Raw genomic sequence first — 16,198 nt, 5'->3', positions numbered from 1 at the left:
CATGCGTGCTATTGACCCAAACAAATTTGAATTCGAAGAACGCGTAGTAACCATCAACCGTGTTGCTAAAGTTGTAAAAGGTGGACGTCGTTTCCGTTTTACAGCATTAGTCGTTGTTGGTGACAAGAATGGACATGTTGGATTCGGTACTGGTAAAGCACAAGAAGTGCCAGACGCAATCCGCAAGGCTATTGAAGACGCGAAGAAAAACTTGATTGAAGTACCAATGGTAGAAGGAACTACACCTCACCAAGTGCTTGGCCGTTTCGGCGCTGGTTCGATTATGATCAAACCTGCTGCACCTGGTACAGGAGTAATCGCTGGTGGACCAGTACGTGCTGTACTTGAGTTAGCTGGTATTACGGATATTCTTTCTAAATCACTAGGTTCTAACACACCAATCAACATGGTTCGCGCTACTGTTGATGGCTTAAAACAATTAAAACGTGCTGAAGATGTTGCGAAGCTACGTGGTAAATCTGTGGAAGAACTATTAGGATAAGGGGGGAATTGACAATGGCAAACAAATTAGAAATCACCCTAACTAAAAGTTTGATCGGTTCAAAGCCTAACCAACGTAAAGTTGCGGAAGCACTTGGTCTTCGTAAGATGCACCAAACAGTTGAACACCAAGATAACGCTGCAATTCGTGGTATGATCACGAAAGTTGCACATTTAGTCACAGTTAACGAGAAGTAATTCTCTGATTTTACAATTAAGGAGGTGCCACCAGTTGAAACTACATGAGTTAAAACCAGCTGAAGGTTCACGTAAGGAACGCAACCGCGTAGGTCGTGGTACAGGTTCTGGTAACGGTAAAACATCTGGCCGTGGACATAAAGGGCAAAATTCTCGTTCTGGCGGTGGAGTACGACCAGGATTTGAGGGTGGACAAAACCCATTGTTCCGTCGTTTACCAAAACGTGGATTTACAAACATTAACCGTAAAGAATATGCTGTAGTCAACCTAGATGCGCTTAACCGTTTCGAAGAGGGCACAGAAGTTACACCTGCTCTTCTTATTGAAACAGGTGTAGTGAGCAAAGAAAGATCTGGAATCAAGATCCTTGGTAACGGAACTCTTGACAAAAAGCTTTCTGTTCAAGCTCACAAGTTCTCTGCTTCTGCTAAAGAAGCGATTGAGAACGCCGGCGGATCCGTCGAGGTGATTTAATGTTTCAAACAATCTCTAACTTTATGCGTGTGCGAGATATTCGAAATAAAATTCTATTCACGCTAGCTATGCTTGTCATCTTCCGCCTTGGAACTTTTGTTCCAGTGCCAAATGTAGATGCAGACGTGCTACGTGCATCAGATGAGTTAGGAATCATTGGATTCCTAAACATCTTCGGTGGAGGGGCGTTGGTTAACTTCTCAATCCTTGCGATGGGAATTATGCCATACATCACCGCATCCATTATTGTGCAGTTGTTACAAATGGATGTTGTCCCTAAATTTACAGAGTGGGCGAAGCAAGGTGAAGTCGGTCGACGTAAGCTTGCGCAATTCACTCGTTATTTCACAATCGTATTAGCGTTCATTCAAGCGATCGCCATGTCTTACGGATTCAACCGTATGTACGGTGGTCAATTGATTCAAGACGACGGCGTAATGACTTATGTGGTTATTGCAATCGTTCTGACTGCAGGTACAGCATTCTTGCTGTGGCTAGGTGAGCAAATTACAGCACACGGAGTAGGTAACGGGATTTCCATTATCATCTTCGCAGGTATCGTAGCTGCGATTCCAACAGCAGTGAACCAAATTTACGCTACGCAAATTGAAGGAGCGGGCGATGCCCTATTCATCAATCTTGCTATTCTCGCATTAATTGTCTTGGCAATCATCGCAGTAACTGTGGGCGTTATTTACGTTCAACAGGCACTACGTAAAATTCCAATTCAATATGCAAAACGTGTTGCAGGCTCCTCTCAAACAGGTGGTCAGCAAACACACTTACCATTAAAAGTTAACGCGGCGGGAGTCATCCCAGTAATTTTCGCTTCTGCGTTTCTAATGGCGCCACAATCATTGACGTTGTTCTTCGGTACCAACTCGGTTACAGAAGCTATGACACGTGTCCTTGATTACACACAGCCAATCGGTATGATCTTGTTCGTTGCTTTGATCGTTGCCTTCACATACTTCTATGCATTCATTCAGGTGAATCCGGAGAATATGGCAGACAACTTGAAAAAGCAGGGAGCTTACATTCCGGGGATTCGTCCAGGAAGCCAGACGCAAGATTACTTAACAACTGTCCTCTACCGCTTAACATTTGTCGGAGCTATTTTCTTAGCAGTGATTTCGGTTATGCCACTGTTATTCATCGAATTTGCAGGGTTGCCACAATCTGCGCAAATCGGTGGAACAAGCTTGATCATCGTTGTTGGGGTAGCATTAGAGACAATGAAACAGCTAGAGTCACAGCTTGTGAAGCGTCACTATAAAGGGTTTATGAAGTAAGAGGTTGAAAAGGGAACATTTCGTTCCTCTTTCGACCTATTGATAAGAGGGAGGAAAAAACGTATGAATATCGTTTTAATGGGTTTGCCAGGTGCCGGAAAAGGTACGCAAGCAGATAAAATTGTTGAGAAGTACGAAATCCCTCATATTTCTACAGGCGATATGTTCCGTGCGGCGATTAAAAACCAAACGGCACTAGGTCTTGAAGCAAAATCGTTTATGGATCAAGGTGCATTAGTACCTGATGAAGTAACGATTGGTATTGTTCGTGAACGTTTAAGCCAAGCAGACTGTGAGAAAGGCTTCTTATTAGATGGCTTCCCTCGCACAGTACCTCAAGCAGAAGCATTGGATGCAACACTTGCGGATATGGGGAAATCTGTAGAGCATGTGATCAACATCCAAGTGGAGCAAGAGGAATTGATTAAACGTTTAACCGGTCGTCGCATCTGTAAAGAATGCGGTACGGCCTATCACTTAGTGTTCAACCCTCCACAAGAGGAAGGCAAATGTGATAAAGACGGTGGCGAATTGTATCAACGTGCGGATGATAATCCAGAAACGGTATCAAACCGTCTGGAAGTAAATATGAAGCAAACACAGCCACTACTCGACTTTTATGGCGACAAAGGCGTGTTAACTAATATTGATGGTCAGCAACATATCACTAAAGTATTTGCTGATATCGATGCTCTATTAACAAACCACCGCAAGTAACCCCGGTTCTTGTCTTCGGACATCCGGGTGGTATGCAACAAGAAACATGTTTTTCTAGAGAGCTGCAAAAGCATATTGCGCCCGGTATACGAACGGATGATAGGTTAGTGTACAACTACCTATTGGAAGGGGTATAATGGGTTTCGTGGAAGCATCGATTGCTTTATGCGAAGCCTTACGAGTGTCTTTCGAACATCTCTCATGCTTTCCAGACATATGCTCTCAGCAGACGATCGTACCTGTATGAAGCAACAGAACAGCGAATGGGCTTCGGCTTGATTTGTATAAGAAGGGAGACTGGGTTGATGGCGAAAGATGATGTAATTGAAGTCGAAGGAACAGTAATTGAGACTTTGCCAAATGCCATGTTCAAGGTAGAACTTGAGAATGGTCATACTATTTTGGCGCACGTTTCAGGCAAGATCCGGATGCACTTTATTCGTATTCTTCCTGGAGACAAAGTCACAATTGAACTATCTCCTTATGATTTAACTCGCGGTCGTATTACGTACCGTTTTAAATAATCTTTTGCACTCCGGACTATTAAGGAGGTTAGGTTAGATGAAAGTGAGACCATCTGTAAAACCGATCTGCGAAAAATGTAAGGTTATTCGCCGACGCGGTAAAGTTATGGTAATCTGTGAAAACCCTAAACACAAACAAAGACAAGGTTAATTTGAAGGAGGTGCACTCATGGCACGTATTGCTGGTGTTGATATTCCTCGCGATAAGCGCGTTGTAATTTCATTAACATACATTTATGGTATTGGTAAAAACACAGCTCAGAAAGTTTTAGAAGCTGCTGGCGTATCTCAAGATACACGCGTACGCGACTTAACTGAAGATGAGCTAAACAAAATTCGTGAAGCAGTCGGTGCGTTTAAAGTAGAAGGAGATCTTCGTCGTGAAATCTCTCTAAACATCAAACGTCTAATGGAAATCGGATCATTCCGTGGTATCCGTCACCGTCGTGGTCTACCAGTTCGTGGACAAAATACGAAGAACAATGCGCGTACGCGTAAAGGTCCTCGTAAAACTGTAGCGAACAAGAAAAAATAATCGGTAAAGGAGGTTTTTCTACAACATGGCACGTAAACAACAAACTCGTAAACGTCGTGTGAAAAAGAATATCGAATCTGGTATTGCTCACATCCGTTCTACATTCAACAATACAATCGTTACGATTACTGACATGCAAGGAAATGCCCTTTCATGGTCAAGCGCTGGAGCACTAGGATTCCGTGGTTCACGTAAATCTACTCCATTCGCTGCGCAAATGGCTGCTGAAACAGCTGCAAAGGGTTCTATGGAACACGGTTTAAAAACGTTGGAAGTAACAGTAAAAGGTCCTGGTGCTGGTCGTGAAGCGGCTATCCGTGCACTTCAAGCTGCAGGTCTAGATGTAACTGCTATTAAAGACGTAACTCCAGTTCCACATAACGGTTGCCGTCCACCAAAACGCCGTCGCGTGTAATAGGTGAAACTGCATCATTTATTGGACTGATGAAAATCAGCAACGATCGAATTCATGATGGCAAGTCCTATACATTCGATGTTTTGAGGGAGGGTAAAGTAGTATGCTGGAAATCGAAAAACCAAAGATTGAAACGATAGAAATCAGCGAAGATGCGAAATATGGCAAATTTGTTGTTGAGCCGCTAGAACGTGGGTATGGAAATACTTTGGGGAATTCACTACGCCGCATTCTTCTGTCTTCTTTACCAGGAGCTGCAGTGACATCTATTCAAATTGACGGTGTACTTCACGAGTTCTCAACTATTGAGGGCGTTGTTGAAGACGTAGCATCGATCATTATGAACGTGAAGAAACTTGCACTTAAAATCTATTCCGATGAAGAAAAAGTCATCGAAATCGATGTAAAAGGTGAAGGAACAGTGACTGCTGCAGACATTACGCATGACAGTGATGTTGAAATTTTGAACCCTGAACTCTATATCGCAACAATCGGCAAAAACGGACACCTTCGTATGCGTTTATACGCTAACCGAGGCCGTGGCTATACTCCTGCTGATCAAAACAAACGTGAGGATCTTCCTATCGGCGTAATCCCGATCGACTCTATTTATACTCCAGTTTCACGCGTTAATTTTCAAGTGGAAAATACTCGTGTTGGTCAATCGACTAACTTCGACAAATTATCGCTTGATGTGTGGACAGATGGCAGCACCGGTCCAAAAGAGGCGATTTCGCTTGGAGCTAAAATCTTAACGGAGCACTTGAACATCTTTGTTGGCATGACGGATGAGGCAAAAACTGCTGAAATCATGGTCGAAAAAGAAGAAGATCAAAAAGAAAAAGTCTTGGAAATGACAATTGAAGAGCTTGATCTTTCTGTTCGTTCTTACAACTGCTTGAAGCGCGCTGGAATCAATACGGTTCTAGAATTAGCTAACAAGTCAGAAGACGACATGATGAAAGTACGTAACCTTGGTATTGAACTAAAGGAGGGAAACATCCATGGGTTACCGCAAACTTGGACGTACAAGTTCTCAGCGTAAAGCAATGTTACGTGACTTAACTACGGACCTAATTATCAACGAGCGTATTCAGACAACTGAAGCACGTGCGAAGGAATTACGTTCTGTAGTTGAAAAAATGATCACACTAGGAAAGCGTGGCGATCTTCATGCTCGCCGTCAAGCTGCTGCTTACATTCGCAATGAAACAGCTGTGAAAACAGATGAAGAAGGCAATGAAACATCAGTATACGCTTTATCTAAACTATTTGATGATGTAGCACCACGCTACGCAGATCGTCAAGGTGGTTACACTCGTATCATGAAAGTTGGTCCACGTCGTGGAGACGGCGCACCAGTAGTAGTGATCGAATTAGTGTAAGACAAACGAGAGAGGGTTTAGGGTTCACCCAGACTCTCTCTTTTTCAAACGATTTATACGACAATTAAAAAGGCTGAGCGTTATGATGAGCGGACCTTCTTGGTGGCGTCTCGTCTAGCTCTACGCACCTCATCAAGCAGGCATGCCTTGAGCAAGCAGCCTGCACAACCCTGAAGAGCGCACTGATGAGGTGCGCGCTTTTTTATTACCCAAAAAACCGACTGTTTCGGAAAGAATGCATAGCCGTGCATTGCTTCGGGCACAGTAAAAAGCCTAGATGAGAGAAGATGAGACAGCTAGAGGAGGAGTCATTCATGACAACCGTTGTTCGTTTACAGGATGTGTCGTTCACGTATCCTTCAGAAGAACCAATCAAACCCGCTGTGTCCCATGTATCCTACTCCGTCAATCAAGGAGAATGGATTGCGATTGTCGGACATAACGGTTCAGGGAAATCTACTATGGCCAAGCTGATCAATGGCTTGCTCTTCCCAAGTGAGGGAAGCGTCGAGTTGTTTGGACACCGTTTGACAGAAGAGACGTTGTGGGAGAGTCGTTCCCAGCTAGGGATGGTCTTTCAAAACCCAGACAATCAGTTTGTAGGAGCTACAGTACAAGACGATGTGGCATTCGCTTTAGAAAATAATGGGATTCCATACGAAGATATGGTCCAGCGTGTTCATTCAGCCCTGCAACAGGTCCAGATGGCGGAATTCGTCAATCAGGAGCCCCATCACCTATCAGGTGGGCAGAAACAGCGTGTTGCTATTGCAGGCGCTATAGCGATGCAACCAAAATTATTAATTTTAGATGAGGCCACTTCGATGTTGGATCCTCAAGGGCGCCGAGAGGTCATACAGACGCTTCAGACGCTCCGTGAGGCGTCTGATGTAACCGTCCTGTCTATTACACATGACTTAGAAGAAGCGATGCTTGCAGACCGTGTCATTGTAATGAACGGCGGAGAGAAGTTTTTAGAAGGAAGTCCGCAAGATGTGTTTGCTAACCGCGAGCAGATTACGGGACTTGGACTTGACCTTCCATTTGCAGCGAATGTTGCGGCGCTGCTCCGTGCACGCGGACTAGATGTGCCGTCAACGATTATGTCAGAGCAAGAATTGGTGGATGCCTTATGGACATTAAACTCCAACAAGTAAGCTATGCCTACGCGGCAGGTACGCCATTTGAGAAACGCGCTTTGTATGACGTGGACTTGACGATTCCGTCAGGCAGCTATCAAGCCATCATCGGGCACACTGGCTCTGGGAAATCGACCATCCTGCAACATTTGAATGCGATACTGAAGCCAACGACTGGGACCGTGCAGATCGGTGACAAACGCATTGATGCCGGTCAGAAGCCGAAAGAGTTAAAATCGGTCCGTCAACGTGTCGGCATTGTGTTTCAGTTCCCTGAGCACCAGTTGTTCGAGGAGACTGTGGAAAAAGACATCATGTTCGGTCCAATGAACTTTGGTGTCCCAGAAGAAGAAGCACGTCGACGTGCGCATGAGCTGGTCGGTCTTCTTGGATTGCCACAACAAGTACTAGAGAAATCTCCGTTTGACTTGTCTGGTGGCCAGATGCGCCGAGTAGCAATTGCCGGAGTTCTTGCTATGGACCCTGAGGTGCTTGTCCTTGATGAGCCGACAGCTGGACTGGATCCACGAGGTCGTAAAGAGATCATGAACTTATTCGCACGTCTTCACCGCGAAAAAGGGCTGACGACCGTTCTCGTGACGCACAGTATGGAAGATGCGGCGCGATATGCAGACCGGATTGCCATCATGCACAGCGGAAAATGTGTCGTCGAAGGCACCCCTCAAGAAGTGTTCGCACAGACCGAACTTCTAGAAGATTTCCGTTTGGAGCTTCCTCAGTCTGTGAAGCTGCAGCGCACAATTGAAGAGATTACCGGGCATGAGTTCCCGACACTCTATCTGACGGAAGAAGAGCTTGCTGAAGCACTAGCTAGCTACTGGACGCCGAATGGGGAGGGGATGAACTGATGCTTGAGAAAATGATTTTTGGGCGTTACATCCCGGGAGACTCGATTGTTCACCGAATTGACGCGCGAGCGAAACTCGTCTTCGTGTTCTTGTTCATCGCCATCGTGTTCTTAGCGAACAACTGGATCACCTATGGCTTGTTGATTGTGTTCACGTTAACAATCGTCGCAGTATCCGGAATTCGCTTTTACTTTATCGTCAGTGGTCTGAAGCCTGTGTTGTTCTTACTAGTCTTTACCTTCTTGTTGCACACGTTCTTCACCAAAGAAGGAACGGTGCTGCTCGATTTAGGATTTACAGAAATCTACACAGGCGGTGTAATTCAAGGTATTTTCATTGCAATCCGGTTCTTCGTACTGGTTGTGATGACGACGATTCTGACACTCACGACGACACCGATCTCGATTACAGATGCACTTGAACTGTTGTTGAATCCTTTAAAGAAAATCAAGCTACCGGTACATGAACTTGCTTTAATGATGTCGATTTCGCTTCGCTTCATTCCAACGCTTATGGACGAGACGGACAAAATCATGAAAGCCCAGATGGCGAGAGGGTCGGATATGACGACAGGGCCGTTCAAAGAGCGAATGAAAGCGGTCGTTCCTTTGTTGATTCCTCTGTTTGTCAGCGCGTTCAAGCGTGCAGAAGACCTTGCTACTGCAATGGAAGTCAGGGGCTATAAAGGTGGCGAAGGACGCACGCGCTACCGTCAACTGGACTGGAACCTTCGCGACACGGTAGCGATTCTCTTATTGCTCGTATTTGCAGTCGGGCTTTTCTTATTAAGGTCGTAGGGGGAGAGGACCATGCGTTTACGAGCTATCATCAGCTATGACGGAAGCGGCTTCTCTGGCTACCAGGTTCAACCGAATGGTCGCACCGTTCAAGAAGAGATTGAAACCGTCTTGACGAAGATGCATCAAGGTGTGAAGACGCGTATCACAGCAAGTGGCCGGACAGATACTGGAGTACATGCGACAGGTCAGGTCATCCATTTTGATAGTGAACTGTCGATTCCGCCAATGGGGTGGGTAAAGGGTCTCAATGCCCAGCTACCAGATGACATTCGAATTTTACAAGTGGAACAGGTGGCTGACGACTTTCATGCGCGCTTTGACGTCCAGTGGAAGACCTATCGCTACAAGTGGACGCTTGAGGACATCCCTATGCCGTTTGAGCGTCATATGGTGTCTTATGTCCAAGGAAAGCGTCCGGAGCTGTCACGGATGCAGGAAGCGGCTAATCACCTTATCGGAGAACATGACTTTCGAAGTTTCAGTGCTACGAACACAAGTATCCAAGATTTTGTGCGAAGTATTTACGAAGCGCGTCTGGAGCAGCATGATCACCAGCTTCATCTAGTGATCACCGGAAACGGCTTTTTGTACAATATGGTGCGGATCATTGCGGGAACTTTGTGGGAAATTGGAATCGGTAAACGCGAGCCTTCAGAGATGATTGAAATCATCGCGGCGATGGACCGCAGTAAGGCTGGCAAAACCGCGCCACCGCAGGGCTTGTATCTTGAAAAAGTCGGCTACGAAACTTTGTAGCAACTTTTCCAGGTGTTTTTTGAAAACCGCTTGACATCAGGCCGTATCTGTTATACGATGATGTATGGTATTTTCAAACCCCACAAATAAGCCCCGAAACTTAATTGTTAGGTTAAATAGAAAATTCAAGAACGAATCAGATCGTTATTAGGAGGACAATATACATGCGTACAACATTCATGGCTAAAGGTCACGAAGTAGAGCGTAAGTGGTTAGTTGTTGACGCGGAAGGCCAAACTCTTGGTCGTCTAGCTTCAGAAGTAGCATCTATCTTACGTGGTAAAAACAAACCAACATTCACACCAAACGTTGACACAGGTGATCACGTAATCATCATCAACGCTGACAAAATCGAATTAACAGGTAACAAGTTGCAAGACAAAATCTACTACCGTCACACTCAATTCGCTGGTGGATTAAAGCAACGTACAGCTCTTGAAATGCGTACTAAGTACCCAACTCAAATGCTAGAATTAGCAATCAAAGGCATGCTTCCTAAAAACTCTTTAGGTCGTCAAATGTTCCGTAAGCTTCACGTTTATGCTGGAGCAGAACACCAACATGCAGCACAACAACCAGAAGCATACGAGCTTCGCGGATAATCATTAAGAGGAGGACATACCCTTGGCACAAGTTCAATATATCGGCACAGGCCGTCGTAAAAGCTCAGTTGCACGCGTACGTTTAGTACCGGGCGAAGGTAAAATCATCATCAACAAACGTGAAGTAGCGGACTACGTTCCATACGAAACGCTTGAGCAAATCATCAAACAACCACTTGTAACTACTGAAACTCTTGGTAGCTACGATGTACACGTAAACGTAAACGGTGGAGGATTCACTGGTCAAGCTGGTGCTATCCGTCACGGTATCGCACGTGCTCTACTTACTGTAGACCCAGACTTCCGCGGGAAATTAAAATCTGCTGGATTCTTAACACGTGACCCACGTATGAAAGAGCGTAAAAAGCCAGGTCTTAAAGGCGCTCGTCGTGCACCTCAGTTCTCAAAACGTTAATGTTTGGATTACGGTACAAACCCATTCTCGCTTCGGCGAGGGTGGGTTTTTTTGTTGGGTGAAGATCTTACTAGGAAGGGCTTGGGTACTAAAGATCTTACTAGGAAGGGCTTGGGTAGCTGGGGGTGGGGGTGTGGATAGTTTCCATAAAGCGAGGAATGTAAGAGTGGGGCGAGCTAACGTCGGAATGGAGTGAGTTAACGTAAGAGTGGAGCCTGCTAACGTCATAATCAGAGCACTTAATGTAATAATCACTCAACTAAAGTGAAGGTCTTACTAGGAAGGGCTTGGGTAGTTGGGGGCGTGGATAGTTTCCATAAAGCGAGGAATGTAAGAGTGGGGAGAACTAACGTCGGAATGGAGTGAGCTAACGTAAGAGTGGAGCCTGCTAACGTCACAATCAGAGCACTTAATGTAATAATCACTCAACTAAAGTATTCCAAAGTTGTATAATCTACATACCAAATCCAATATACACTCTGTAATCAAAATGCTATTCTACTTAAAAGGAGGAATCGCTATCGAACTCTATTACAACGATACTTATTTTCAAGATCTTGAGATCTTCTATGCCCGAATCCCTTCTGCACACCCTCAAAAAAGTTATGTGGAATCTCAACTAACTCACGTGAAGATAGGTGGCCGTGGAGAATCGAAAATATTCCGAGCCCTCGAGGAAGTGGCTTTCGAAGAACCCGCGCTGATTATCCGTAATTTTGTAACACAAGTTCATGAGAAACGTATAATTCAAATTGATTATCTAGTAGTCACTCGAAAATATTTGCTCCTAATAGAAGTGAAAAATATCGCAGGGCATGTGAAGTTCACTCTCACACCACCCCAAATCATTCGAACTCTTCCAAACAAAATCCCTCAAGCTTTTGATTGTCCCTTCACTCAACTCGATCGAAATGTAGATGGCTTTCAAAAGTTATTTAAAAAGCTCCAGATACCTGTTTATAGCTGCGTAGTCTGGGCGAACCCTACGACAACATTCGAACTTTCCTTCCAACCATCACATCCTTTCCTTACAAGAAAAAAACTTCCCTTATTCATTCAGCAATTAGAAAAACTCCCTGTTTCCTTACCAGAAGAAAACTATTCCAAACTAAAATGCGAAATTCTCACTAGTACGAAAGCATTCAAAGAAAAATCCTATTGCTCGAGGTACCAGGTTGATGAGAAAGATTTGTTGCCAGGACTCTATTGTCCCGAGTGCCATACTGTACTCAAGAAATCTGTGCGCACATGGATTTGTCCTACATGTAAAATCCAAGCAAATCATTTAGTCGCTACTAATATCTTCAGCCAATTCACTATTCGGAAATCTCATCTGTCTGTCGCGGAAATCAAAAAGCATCTTCCAGACCTTGAAGGAAGGATAATACGAAGCTTGTTACTGGAATCAGGGTTTAAAGTTAGTGGGTATACAAAGTCTCAAAGGTATTCTAGGGAATGAATGACACTCTCGAGATTAGAGGGTTGCTTTGTTAGAGTTAGTTTCCATAAAGTGAGGAATGTCAGAGTGGGGCGAGCTAACGTCAGAATGGAGGGAGTTAACGTAAGAGTGGAGCCTGCTAACGTCACAATCAGAGCACTTACTGTAATAATCATTCAACTAAAGTATTCCGTCGTGACTCAATTCACATCCTGAAATTCAGTCCCCCCGTAGTCCCCCAACACATACCCAAAACCTCCCCCGCATACACTGCATCAAAAAGGAGTCGAGGCATGAAAAAGAGATGGTTGCTGCTGGGCGTCATCATCTTTACCGGAATCTGGGCATGGTCGCAGCAAGCGAATGGGATGATGGGGGGATTCGGACCGGACGCACTTGAGGGGAAAATGATTGTTCTAGATCCAGGACATTGGGGAGCCAGTCATGGAGAAGTGATTGAGAGCACGATCACGCTGCAACTCGTCCAAGAAGTGAAGCGGCAACTCGAGAAATGCGGAGCGTCCGTCATCCTCACTCGTTTGACTGAAGCGGATGCTATAGAAGAAGCACAACCAGATGGAGAGTACCCAACAGTCCGAGCGCGCAAACGAGCCGATCTCCTGTACCGTGAAGAGAAAATGAATGAAGCAAAAGCCGATGCGATCCTCAGCGTCCACGTGAACGCCGTCCCGCAATCCAAATGGCGAGGTGCCCAAGTGTTCTTTCATGAAGAGGGCACCGTCAATGGTCAACCTCTCGCAAAAGCCATCCAGCAAAGCCTCCGAGATACACTTCAAAATACAGAACGTGAAGCCATGGGGATTCGTCAAATCTATTTACTCAAAAAAGCGAATGCTCCAGCGGTCCTTGTCGAAACGGGTTTTATCAGCAATGATGAAGAACGAGAATTGCTCCAATCGAAGGAATATCAACAGCAAATTGCACAAGGTATTGTAGAAGGACTCGAACAGTTTTTTCAGTCGCAAGCACAACCATCCCCTACGCAACAGGGGTATGCTATACTAATAGACGACTAGGAAAAAAAGGAGTTTTGAGCATGCTAAACGAACAAGAGGTACGGGCTCTTCTTGGGAAACTCGAAGATCCGTTTCTACATAAAACACTCGAAGAAACAAACGGCATTCTTTCCGTCAAAATCAAAGAAGAAAAGAACTATGTAAGTGTCAAAGTAGCTATCGCAAAAACCAATACAGCAGAGCAAATGCAGCTTCAGACAAAAGTCGTCGACACATTGAAAAGTGCCGGCGTCGCAACTGTAGGGATTCGCTTTGAAGAATTACCAAAAGAAGCGTTAGAACAGTTCCGTGGACAACTCGGTGCAGCGGCTGAGAGCTTAACGTCCCCAGCAACTAGTGTGAAGATCATCTCGATCGCATCTGGTAAAGGCGGCGTAGGGAAATCTACAGTATCTGTGAACTTGGCAGTCGCACTTGCGCGTCTTGGTAAAAAAGTGGGTCTGGTTGACGCGGACATCTATGGATTCAGCGTACCGGACATGATGGGGATTCGAGAAAATCCTCAAATCAAAGAAGACCGCATCATTCCAGTAGAGCGTAAAGGCGTCAAAGTCATCTCGATGGGCTTCTTCGTAGAGAACAACGCGCCAGTTGTATGGCGTGGACCAATGCTTGGTAAAGTATTGGATCAATTCTTTAAAGATGTGGAGTGGGGCGAGCTAGACTTCTTGCTACTCGACTTACCACCAGGTACAGGAGACGTGGCACTAGACATTCACCAGATGCTTCCGGCTTCTAAAGAGATTGTCGTCACGACACCACACCCAACGGCAGCATTCGTAGCGGCACGTGCAGGGGCAATGGCTCTTCAGACGGACCACGAAGTACTCGGAGTTATCGAGAACATGTCTTGGTATGAGTCAAAGTCTACGGGTGAGCGTGAAATGGTATTTGGTAAAGGTGGCGGACCGAAACTTGCTGATGAGCTTCGTACCGTGCTACTCGGACAGATTCCACTTGGCCAACCGGACTGGGACAACGAAGATTTTGCACCATCTGTATATGAAGAATCGCACCCAACAGGAAAACTGTATAACGAAATCGCGCAACAAGTCATTGAGCGCGCATAATTAGAAGAAAGCCGTATTCTCACATCGAGTGAAAATACGGCTTCTTTTTATTGACCACCACCAGCTCCGCTAGAACCACCGGCACCACCACCAGATCCTCCACCAGCACCGCCAGAGGATCCGCTGCCCTGTGTTCCGCCTGGAGGAGAGCCAGAGCCTTGTTGTTCGCCAGTTCCTTTGCCAGCCTCAGCCGCATTCATCACAAGTTCCTGCCAGTACGCTTGCCAAACTGGGTTTTGAATGGTCTCTTCCACGACCTTCTTCATCTCGTCTCGAAGTTCACTGGACTTTAAAAGCTTCCCGAGCTCCTGTTGTTGAGTAGGCTGTTTCCAAAACTCTTCCCATTCTTTCATATAGTCGGGATCCGTCATAAGTTGCTTCATTAGTTCTTTCTGTTGGTCCGTCATACTCTTAGCCATCGCTTCCATGAACTTTGGATCTTCCATCGAATGTTCCCAAAAGGCTTTTACTTCTTCACTCAATAGACTGGTCTCCACAGATTGTTTCACTACATCTTGCTCTAGCACTAGCATCTTCTGAAATGTCGGATCACCAAGAGTATCGCGAAGGGCTTTCTTTCCTTCCTCGGTTTGCAACGCATCAACGACCATTTTCTTTGTCTCTTCATAGCTCGTTTTGTCGTTACCTGGAGAACAGGCAGAGAGAAGCAGCATACAGCTTAAGACTACTATGTAGCGCATTATCGTCACCCCTTTTTCAATTAGTGTTCACAATTGCTAGGGAAATATACAAGGATGAAGAGCTTTCATAGATTTTTATCTAAAAAATTTGATACAATCGTTAAGAACTAGAAAGAGATGGAGGACTTTTCGTGACAATACGAAATTGGTTTAAATTTTTTGTACGCGCGATGCTCATCGGTGGGTTAATCACAGGTGTGCTCGGCTTATTCATACGATGGGACGATGCTTTCGCTAGCTATTTCCAAGCAGGGCAGTGGGGAGAGTTCTTTGCAGCTTTCGCATTTATGATGGTAATGGGCTTCACTGTGAGCGTCATTGCTCAGATGGGATTCTTCGCTTATCTTACGATTCATCAGATGGGGGTCAACATTTTCCGCAGTCTGACATTATGGAATTGGGTGCAGATCTTATTAATTATTATCGTTATCGCAGATTTGATTATTTTCCGTTTCCGTCCAGGCAGCGCATCGACATCCCAACTACTACTGTATTTAGGATTACTGGCTGTTCTTATTGGAACATCTGTAACGGTAGCCATCATCAAAGCGAGACTAACTAAGAAACATGCATTGATTTCTGCTTTATTTTTTATGATCGTTGTATCAACGCTTGAATGGTTGCCTGTGCTTATGGTGCGAGCAGAGAATGTAGATAGCTGGGTTACATTATTGTTGTTCCCGATACTCGCGGTGAATGCATTCCAACTTCTAGCATTACCAAAGTACAACAAACAATCCGAGATCGACCTAGCGAAACGTGAAGAACGACGCAAGGCTCGGAAGCAGCAAGCCGCTCAGTAATGAGCGGTTTTCTTATTTTCATATAACGGTTGATTCTAAGGTTTTATAAGTTTTGATAGTTTAGAGTTTTAACGAACGAGGTGTAAAGACATTTCTCTTGCCGGATATGTTGTGTTGAATAAACGAATGTATCACATCATCTTGTAAATGTAGAGAAAAACGAAAAAACTTTAGAAAAAGTTACGAAAAACCGTTGACGATATGTTTAAAACGATGCTAAGATACAGAGGTCGCCAAAACGAGACGAAACAAATAGTTGACAACACATTGAATGTTTTGTTACTATATGAAAGTTGTCTCAAGACGACATATGAACATTGAAAACTGAACATGCAAGACGTCAAGATAGAGCGTCACCACCCCGACCCCCGTTGGGTGTGTGTGACGCAAACAGAACCAAGTCACTTCCTATAAACGGTCGTGACGGACGTTCAAAAATGGACATCATTATGATGCCAGCAACAAAATGAGCTTATATTAAGTTCTCTTTTATGGAGAGTTTGATCCTGGCTCAGGACGAACGCTG

22 protein-coding genes are annotated in these 16,198 nt (G+C 44.9%); 21 read left to right on the top strand and 1 reads right to left on the bottom strand.

Features of this window, described 5'->3' with window-relative positions:
• The first annotated feature begins 1 nt into the window (after nucleotide 1).
• From rpsE to salA, 20 genes are all read left to right on the top strand, one after another.
• Nucleotides 2-502 (top strand): 30S ribosomal protein S5, encoded by a 501-nt coding sequence (rpsE, locus tag CF394_RS05305; RefSeq protein WP_094942195.1) that lies wholly within the window; start codon nucleotides 2-4, stop codon nucleotides 500-502.
• Nucleotides 503-516: 14 nt separating this feature from the next.
• Entirely contained in the window at nucleotides 517-699 is a 183-nt protein-coding gene (rpmD, locus tag CF394_RS05300; RefSeq protein WP_094942194.1) for a 50S ribosomal protein L30, read from the top strand.
• Nucleotides 700-733: 34 nt separating this feature from the next.
• Nucleotides 734-1,174 carry a 50S ribosomal protein L15 gene (gene rplO, locus CF394_RS05295; protein ID WP_094942193.1) on the top strand — a complete coding sequence of 147 codons (441 nt, stop codon included), beginning with the start codon at nucleotides 734-736 and terminating at the stop codon, nucleotides 1,172-1,174.
• Complete coding sequence (secY, locus tag CF394_RS05290; protein ID WP_094942192.1) at nucleotides 1,174-2,466, top strand: preprotein translocase subunit SecY; 1,293 nt, start codon at nucleotides 1,174-1,176, stop codon at nucleotides 2,464-2,466. The genes rplO and secY overlap by 1 nt, the downstream gene beginning before the upstream one ends.
• Before the next feature lie 63 nt (nucleotides 2,467-2,529).
• Nucleotides 2,530-3,183, top strand: coding sequence for an adenylate kinase (locus CF394_RS05285; protein ID WP_094942191.1), 654 nt, complete (start codon nucleotides 2,530-2,532; stop codon nucleotides 3,181-3,183).
• 305 nt (nucleotides 3,184-3,488) lie between these two features.
• Nucleotides 3,489-3,707 (top strand): translation initiation factor IF-1, encoded by a 219-nt coding sequence (gene infA / locus CF394_RS05280; protein ID WP_094942190.1) that lies wholly within the window; start codon nucleotides 3,489-3,491, stop codon nucleotides 3,705-3,707.
• 37 nt (nucleotides 3,708-3,744) lie between these two features.
• Nucleotides 3,745-3,858: a 50S ribosomal protein L36 gene (rpmJ, locus tag CF394_RS05275; RefSeq protein ID WP_003247619.1), complete on the top strand. Its 114-nt coding sequence runs from the start codon at nucleotides 3,745-3,747 to the stop codon at nucleotides 3,856-3,858.
• An 18-nt stretch (nucleotides 3,859-3,876) separates the two neighbouring features.
• Nucleotides 3,877-4,242, top strand: coding sequence for a 30S ribosomal protein S13 (gene rpsM / locus CF394_RS05270; RefSeq protein ID WP_094942189.1), 366 nt, complete (start codon nucleotides 3,877-3,879; stop codon nucleotides 4,240-4,242).
• Between the two features lie 25 nt (nucleotides 4,243-4,267).
• The gene (rpsK, locus tag CF394_RS05265; protein WP_094942188.1) at nucleotides 4,268-4,657 is read left to right on the top strand and encodes a 30S ribosomal protein S11; all 390 of its coding nucleotides are present in this window, start codon (nucleotides 4,268-4,270) and stop codon (nucleotides 4,655-4,657) included.
• 103 nt (nucleotides 4,658-4,760) lie between these two features.
• On the top strand, nucleotides 4,761-5,702 hold the full coding sequence (locus CF394_RS05260) for a DNA-directed RNA polymerase subunit alpha (RefSeq protein WP_439332859.1): 942 nt from the start codon (nucleotides 4,761-4,763) through the stop codon (nucleotides 5,700-5,702).
• A complete protein-coding gene (gene rplQ, locus CF394_RS05255; RefSeq protein ID WP_094942187.1) occupies nucleotides 5,662-6,042 on the top strand; it encodes a 50S ribosomal protein L17 in 381 nt (126 codons plus the stop codon). Before CF394_RS05260 ends, rplQ begins: the two co-directional genes overlap by 41 nt.
• Before the next feature lie 314 nt (nucleotides 6,043-6,356).
• Complete coding sequence (locus tag CF394_RS05250; protein ID WP_094942186.1) at nucleotides 6,357-7,199, top strand: energy-coupling factor ABC transporter ATP-binding protein; 843 nt, start codon at nucleotides 6,357-6,359, stop codon at nucleotides 7,197-7,199.
• Nucleotides 7,175-8,050 carry an energy-coupling factor ABC transporter ATP-binding protein gene (locus CF394_RS05245; protein ID WP_094942185.1) on the top strand — a complete coding sequence of 292 codons (876 nt, stop codon included), beginning with the start codon at nucleotides 7,175-7,177 and terminating at the stop codon, nucleotides 8,048-8,050. The genes CF394_RS05250 and CF394_RS05245 overlap by 25 nt, the downstream gene beginning before the upstream one ends.
• Entirely contained in the window at nucleotides 8,050-8,847 is a 798-nt protein-coding gene (locus CF394_RS05240) for an energy-coupling factor transporter transmembrane component T family protein (RefSeq protein ID WP_094942184.1), read from the top strand. The genes CF394_RS05245 and CF394_RS05240 overlap by 1 nt, the downstream gene beginning before the upstream one ends.
• A gap of 12 nt (nucleotides 8,848-8,859) precedes the next feature.
• Nucleotides 8,860-9,606 (top strand): tRNA pseudouridine(38-40) synthase TruA, encoded by a 747-nt coding sequence (truA, locus tag CF394_RS05235; RefSeq protein WP_094942183.1) that lies wholly within the window; start codon nucleotides 8,860-8,862, stop codon nucleotides 9,604-9,606.
• Nucleotides 9,607-9,770: 164 nt separating this feature from the next.
• On the top strand, nucleotides 9,771-10,208 hold the full coding sequence (gene rplM / locus CF394_RS05230; protein WP_094942182.1) for a 50S ribosomal protein L13: 438 nt from the start codon (nucleotides 9,771-9,773) through the stop codon (nucleotides 10,206-10,208).
• A 22-nt stretch (nucleotides 10,209-10,230) separates the two neighbouring features.
• On the top strand, nucleotides 10,231-10,623 hold the full coding sequence (rpsI, locus tag CF394_RS05225) for a 30S ribosomal protein S9 (RefSeq protein ID WP_094942181.1): 393 nt from the start codon (nucleotides 10,231-10,233) through the stop codon (nucleotides 10,621-10,623).
• A 490-nt stretch (nucleotides 10,624-11,113) separates the two neighbouring features.
• Entirely contained in the window at nucleotides 11,114-12,082 is a 969-nt protein-coding gene (locus CF394_RS16270) for a nuclease-related domain-containing protein (protein ID WP_369333186.1), read from the top strand.
• Nucleotides 12,083-12,354: 272 nt separating this feature from the next.
• Complete coding sequence (locus CF394_RS05215) at nucleotides 12,355-13,098, top strand: N-acetylmuramoyl-L-alanine amidase family protein (protein ID WP_094942179.1); 744 nt, start codon at nucleotides 12,355-12,357, stop codon at nucleotides 13,096-13,098.
• 20 nt (nucleotides 13,099-13,118) lie between these two features.
• Nucleotides 13,119-14,168 carry an iron-sulfur carrier protein/transcriptional regulator SalA gene (salA, locus tag CF394_RS05210; protein ID WP_094942178.1) on the top strand — a complete coding sequence of 350 codons (1,050 nt, stop codon included), beginning with the start codon at nucleotides 13,119-13,121 and terminating at the stop codon, nucleotides 14,166-14,168.
• 47 nt (nucleotides 14,169-14,215) lie between these two features.
• Here salA and gerD read toward each other — a convergent pair whose 3' ends face one another.
• A complete protein-coding gene (gerD, locus tag CF394_RS05205; RefSeq protein WP_094942177.1) occupies nucleotides 14,216-14,869 on the bottom strand; it encodes a spore germination lipoprotein GerD in 654 nt (217 codons plus the stop codon).
• Between the two features lie 131 nt (nucleotides 14,870-15,000).
• Here gerD and CF394_RS05200 point away from each other — a divergent pair, with 131 nt between their 5' ends.
• Nucleotides 15,001-15,672, top strand: coding sequence for a KinB-signaling pathway activation protein (locus CF394_RS05200; RefSeq protein WP_094942176.1), 672 nt, complete (start codon nucleotides 15,001-15,003; stop codon nucleotides 15,670-15,672).
• Nucleotides 15,673-16,198 lie beyond the last annotated feature (526 nt).

It is taken from the genome of Tetzosporium hominis, assembly GCF_002265435.1.
GTDB classification, from domain to species: domain Bacteria; phylum Bacillota; class Bacilli; order Bacillales_A; family Planococcaceae; genus Chryseomicrobium; species Chryseomicrobium hominis.
Note: the sequence above shows the minus strand (reverse complement) of the source record. Positions and strands in the feature narration are given on the sequence as shown.

Coding starts and splice junctions, on each gene's coding strand:
- CF394_RS05285 (WP_094942191.1), top strand. CDS start 2,530: ATGAATATCGTTTTAATGGGTTTGCCAGGTGCCGGAAAAGGTACGCAA.
- rpmJ (WP_003247619.1), top strand. CDS start 3,745: ATGAAAGTGAGACCATCTGTAAAACCGATCTGCGAAAAATGTAAGGTT.
- CF394_RS05245 (WP_094942185.1), top strand. CDS start 7,175: ATGGACATTAAACTCCAACAAGTAAGCTATGCCTACGCGGCAGGTACG.
- infA (WP_094942190.1), top strand. CDS start 3,489: ATGGCGAAAGATGATGTAATTGAAGTCGAAGGAACAGTAATTGAGACT.
- truA (WP_094942183.1), top strand. CDS start 8,860: ATGCGTTTACGAGCTATCATCAGCTATGACGGAAGCGGCTTCTCTGGC.
- rpsK (WP_094942188.1), top strand. CDS start 4,268: ATGGCACGTAAACAACAAACTCGTAAACGTCGTGTGAAAAAGAATATC.
- rplQ (WP_094942187.1), top strand. CDS start 5,662: ATGGGTTACCGCAAACTTGGACGTACAAGTTCTCAGCGTAAAGCAATG.
- CF394_RS16270 (WP_369333186.1), top strand. CDS start 11,114: ATGCTATTCTACTTAAAAGGAGGAATCGCTATCGAACTCTATTACAAC.
- secY (WP_094942192.1), top strand. CDS start 1,174: ATGTTTCAAACAATCTCTAACTTTATGCGTGTGCGAGATATTCGAAAT.
- CF394_RS05215 (WP_094942179.1), top strand. CDS start 12,355: ATGAAAAAGAGATGGTTGCTGCTGGGCGTCATCATCTTTACCGGAATC.
- CF394_RS05250 (WP_094942186.1), top strand. CDS start 6,357: ATGACAACCGTTGTTCGTTTACAGGATGTGTCGTTCACGTATCCTTCA.
- gerD (WP_094942177.1), bottom strand. CDS start 14,869: ATGCGCTACATAGTAGTCTTAAGCTGTATGCTGCTTCTCTCTGCCTGT.
- rpmD (WP_094942194.1), top strand. CDS start 517: ATGGCAAACAAATTAGAAATCACCCTAACTAAAAGTTTGATCGGTTCA.
- rpsE (WP_094942195.1), top strand. CDS start 2: ATGCGTGCTATTGACCCAAACAAATTTGAATTCGAAGAACGCGTAGTA.
- CF394_RS05260 (WP_439332859.1), top strand. CDS start 4,761: ATGCTGGAAATCGAAAAACCAAAGATTGAAACGATAGAAATCAGCGAA.
- rpsM (WP_094942189.1), top strand. CDS start 3,877: ATGGCACGTATTGCTGGTGTTGATATTCCTCGCGATAAGCGCGTTGTA.
- CF394_RS05240 (WP_094942184.1), top strand. CDS start 8,050: ATGCTTGAGAAAATGATTTTTGGGCGTTACATCCCGGGAGACTCGATT.
- salA (WP_094942178.1), top strand. CDS start 13,119: ATGCTAAACGAACAAGAGGTACGGGCTCTTCTTGGGAAACTCGAAGAT.
- rplM (WP_094942182.1), top strand. CDS start 9,771: ATGCGTACAACATTCATGGCTAAAGGTCACGAAGTAGAGCGTAAGTGG.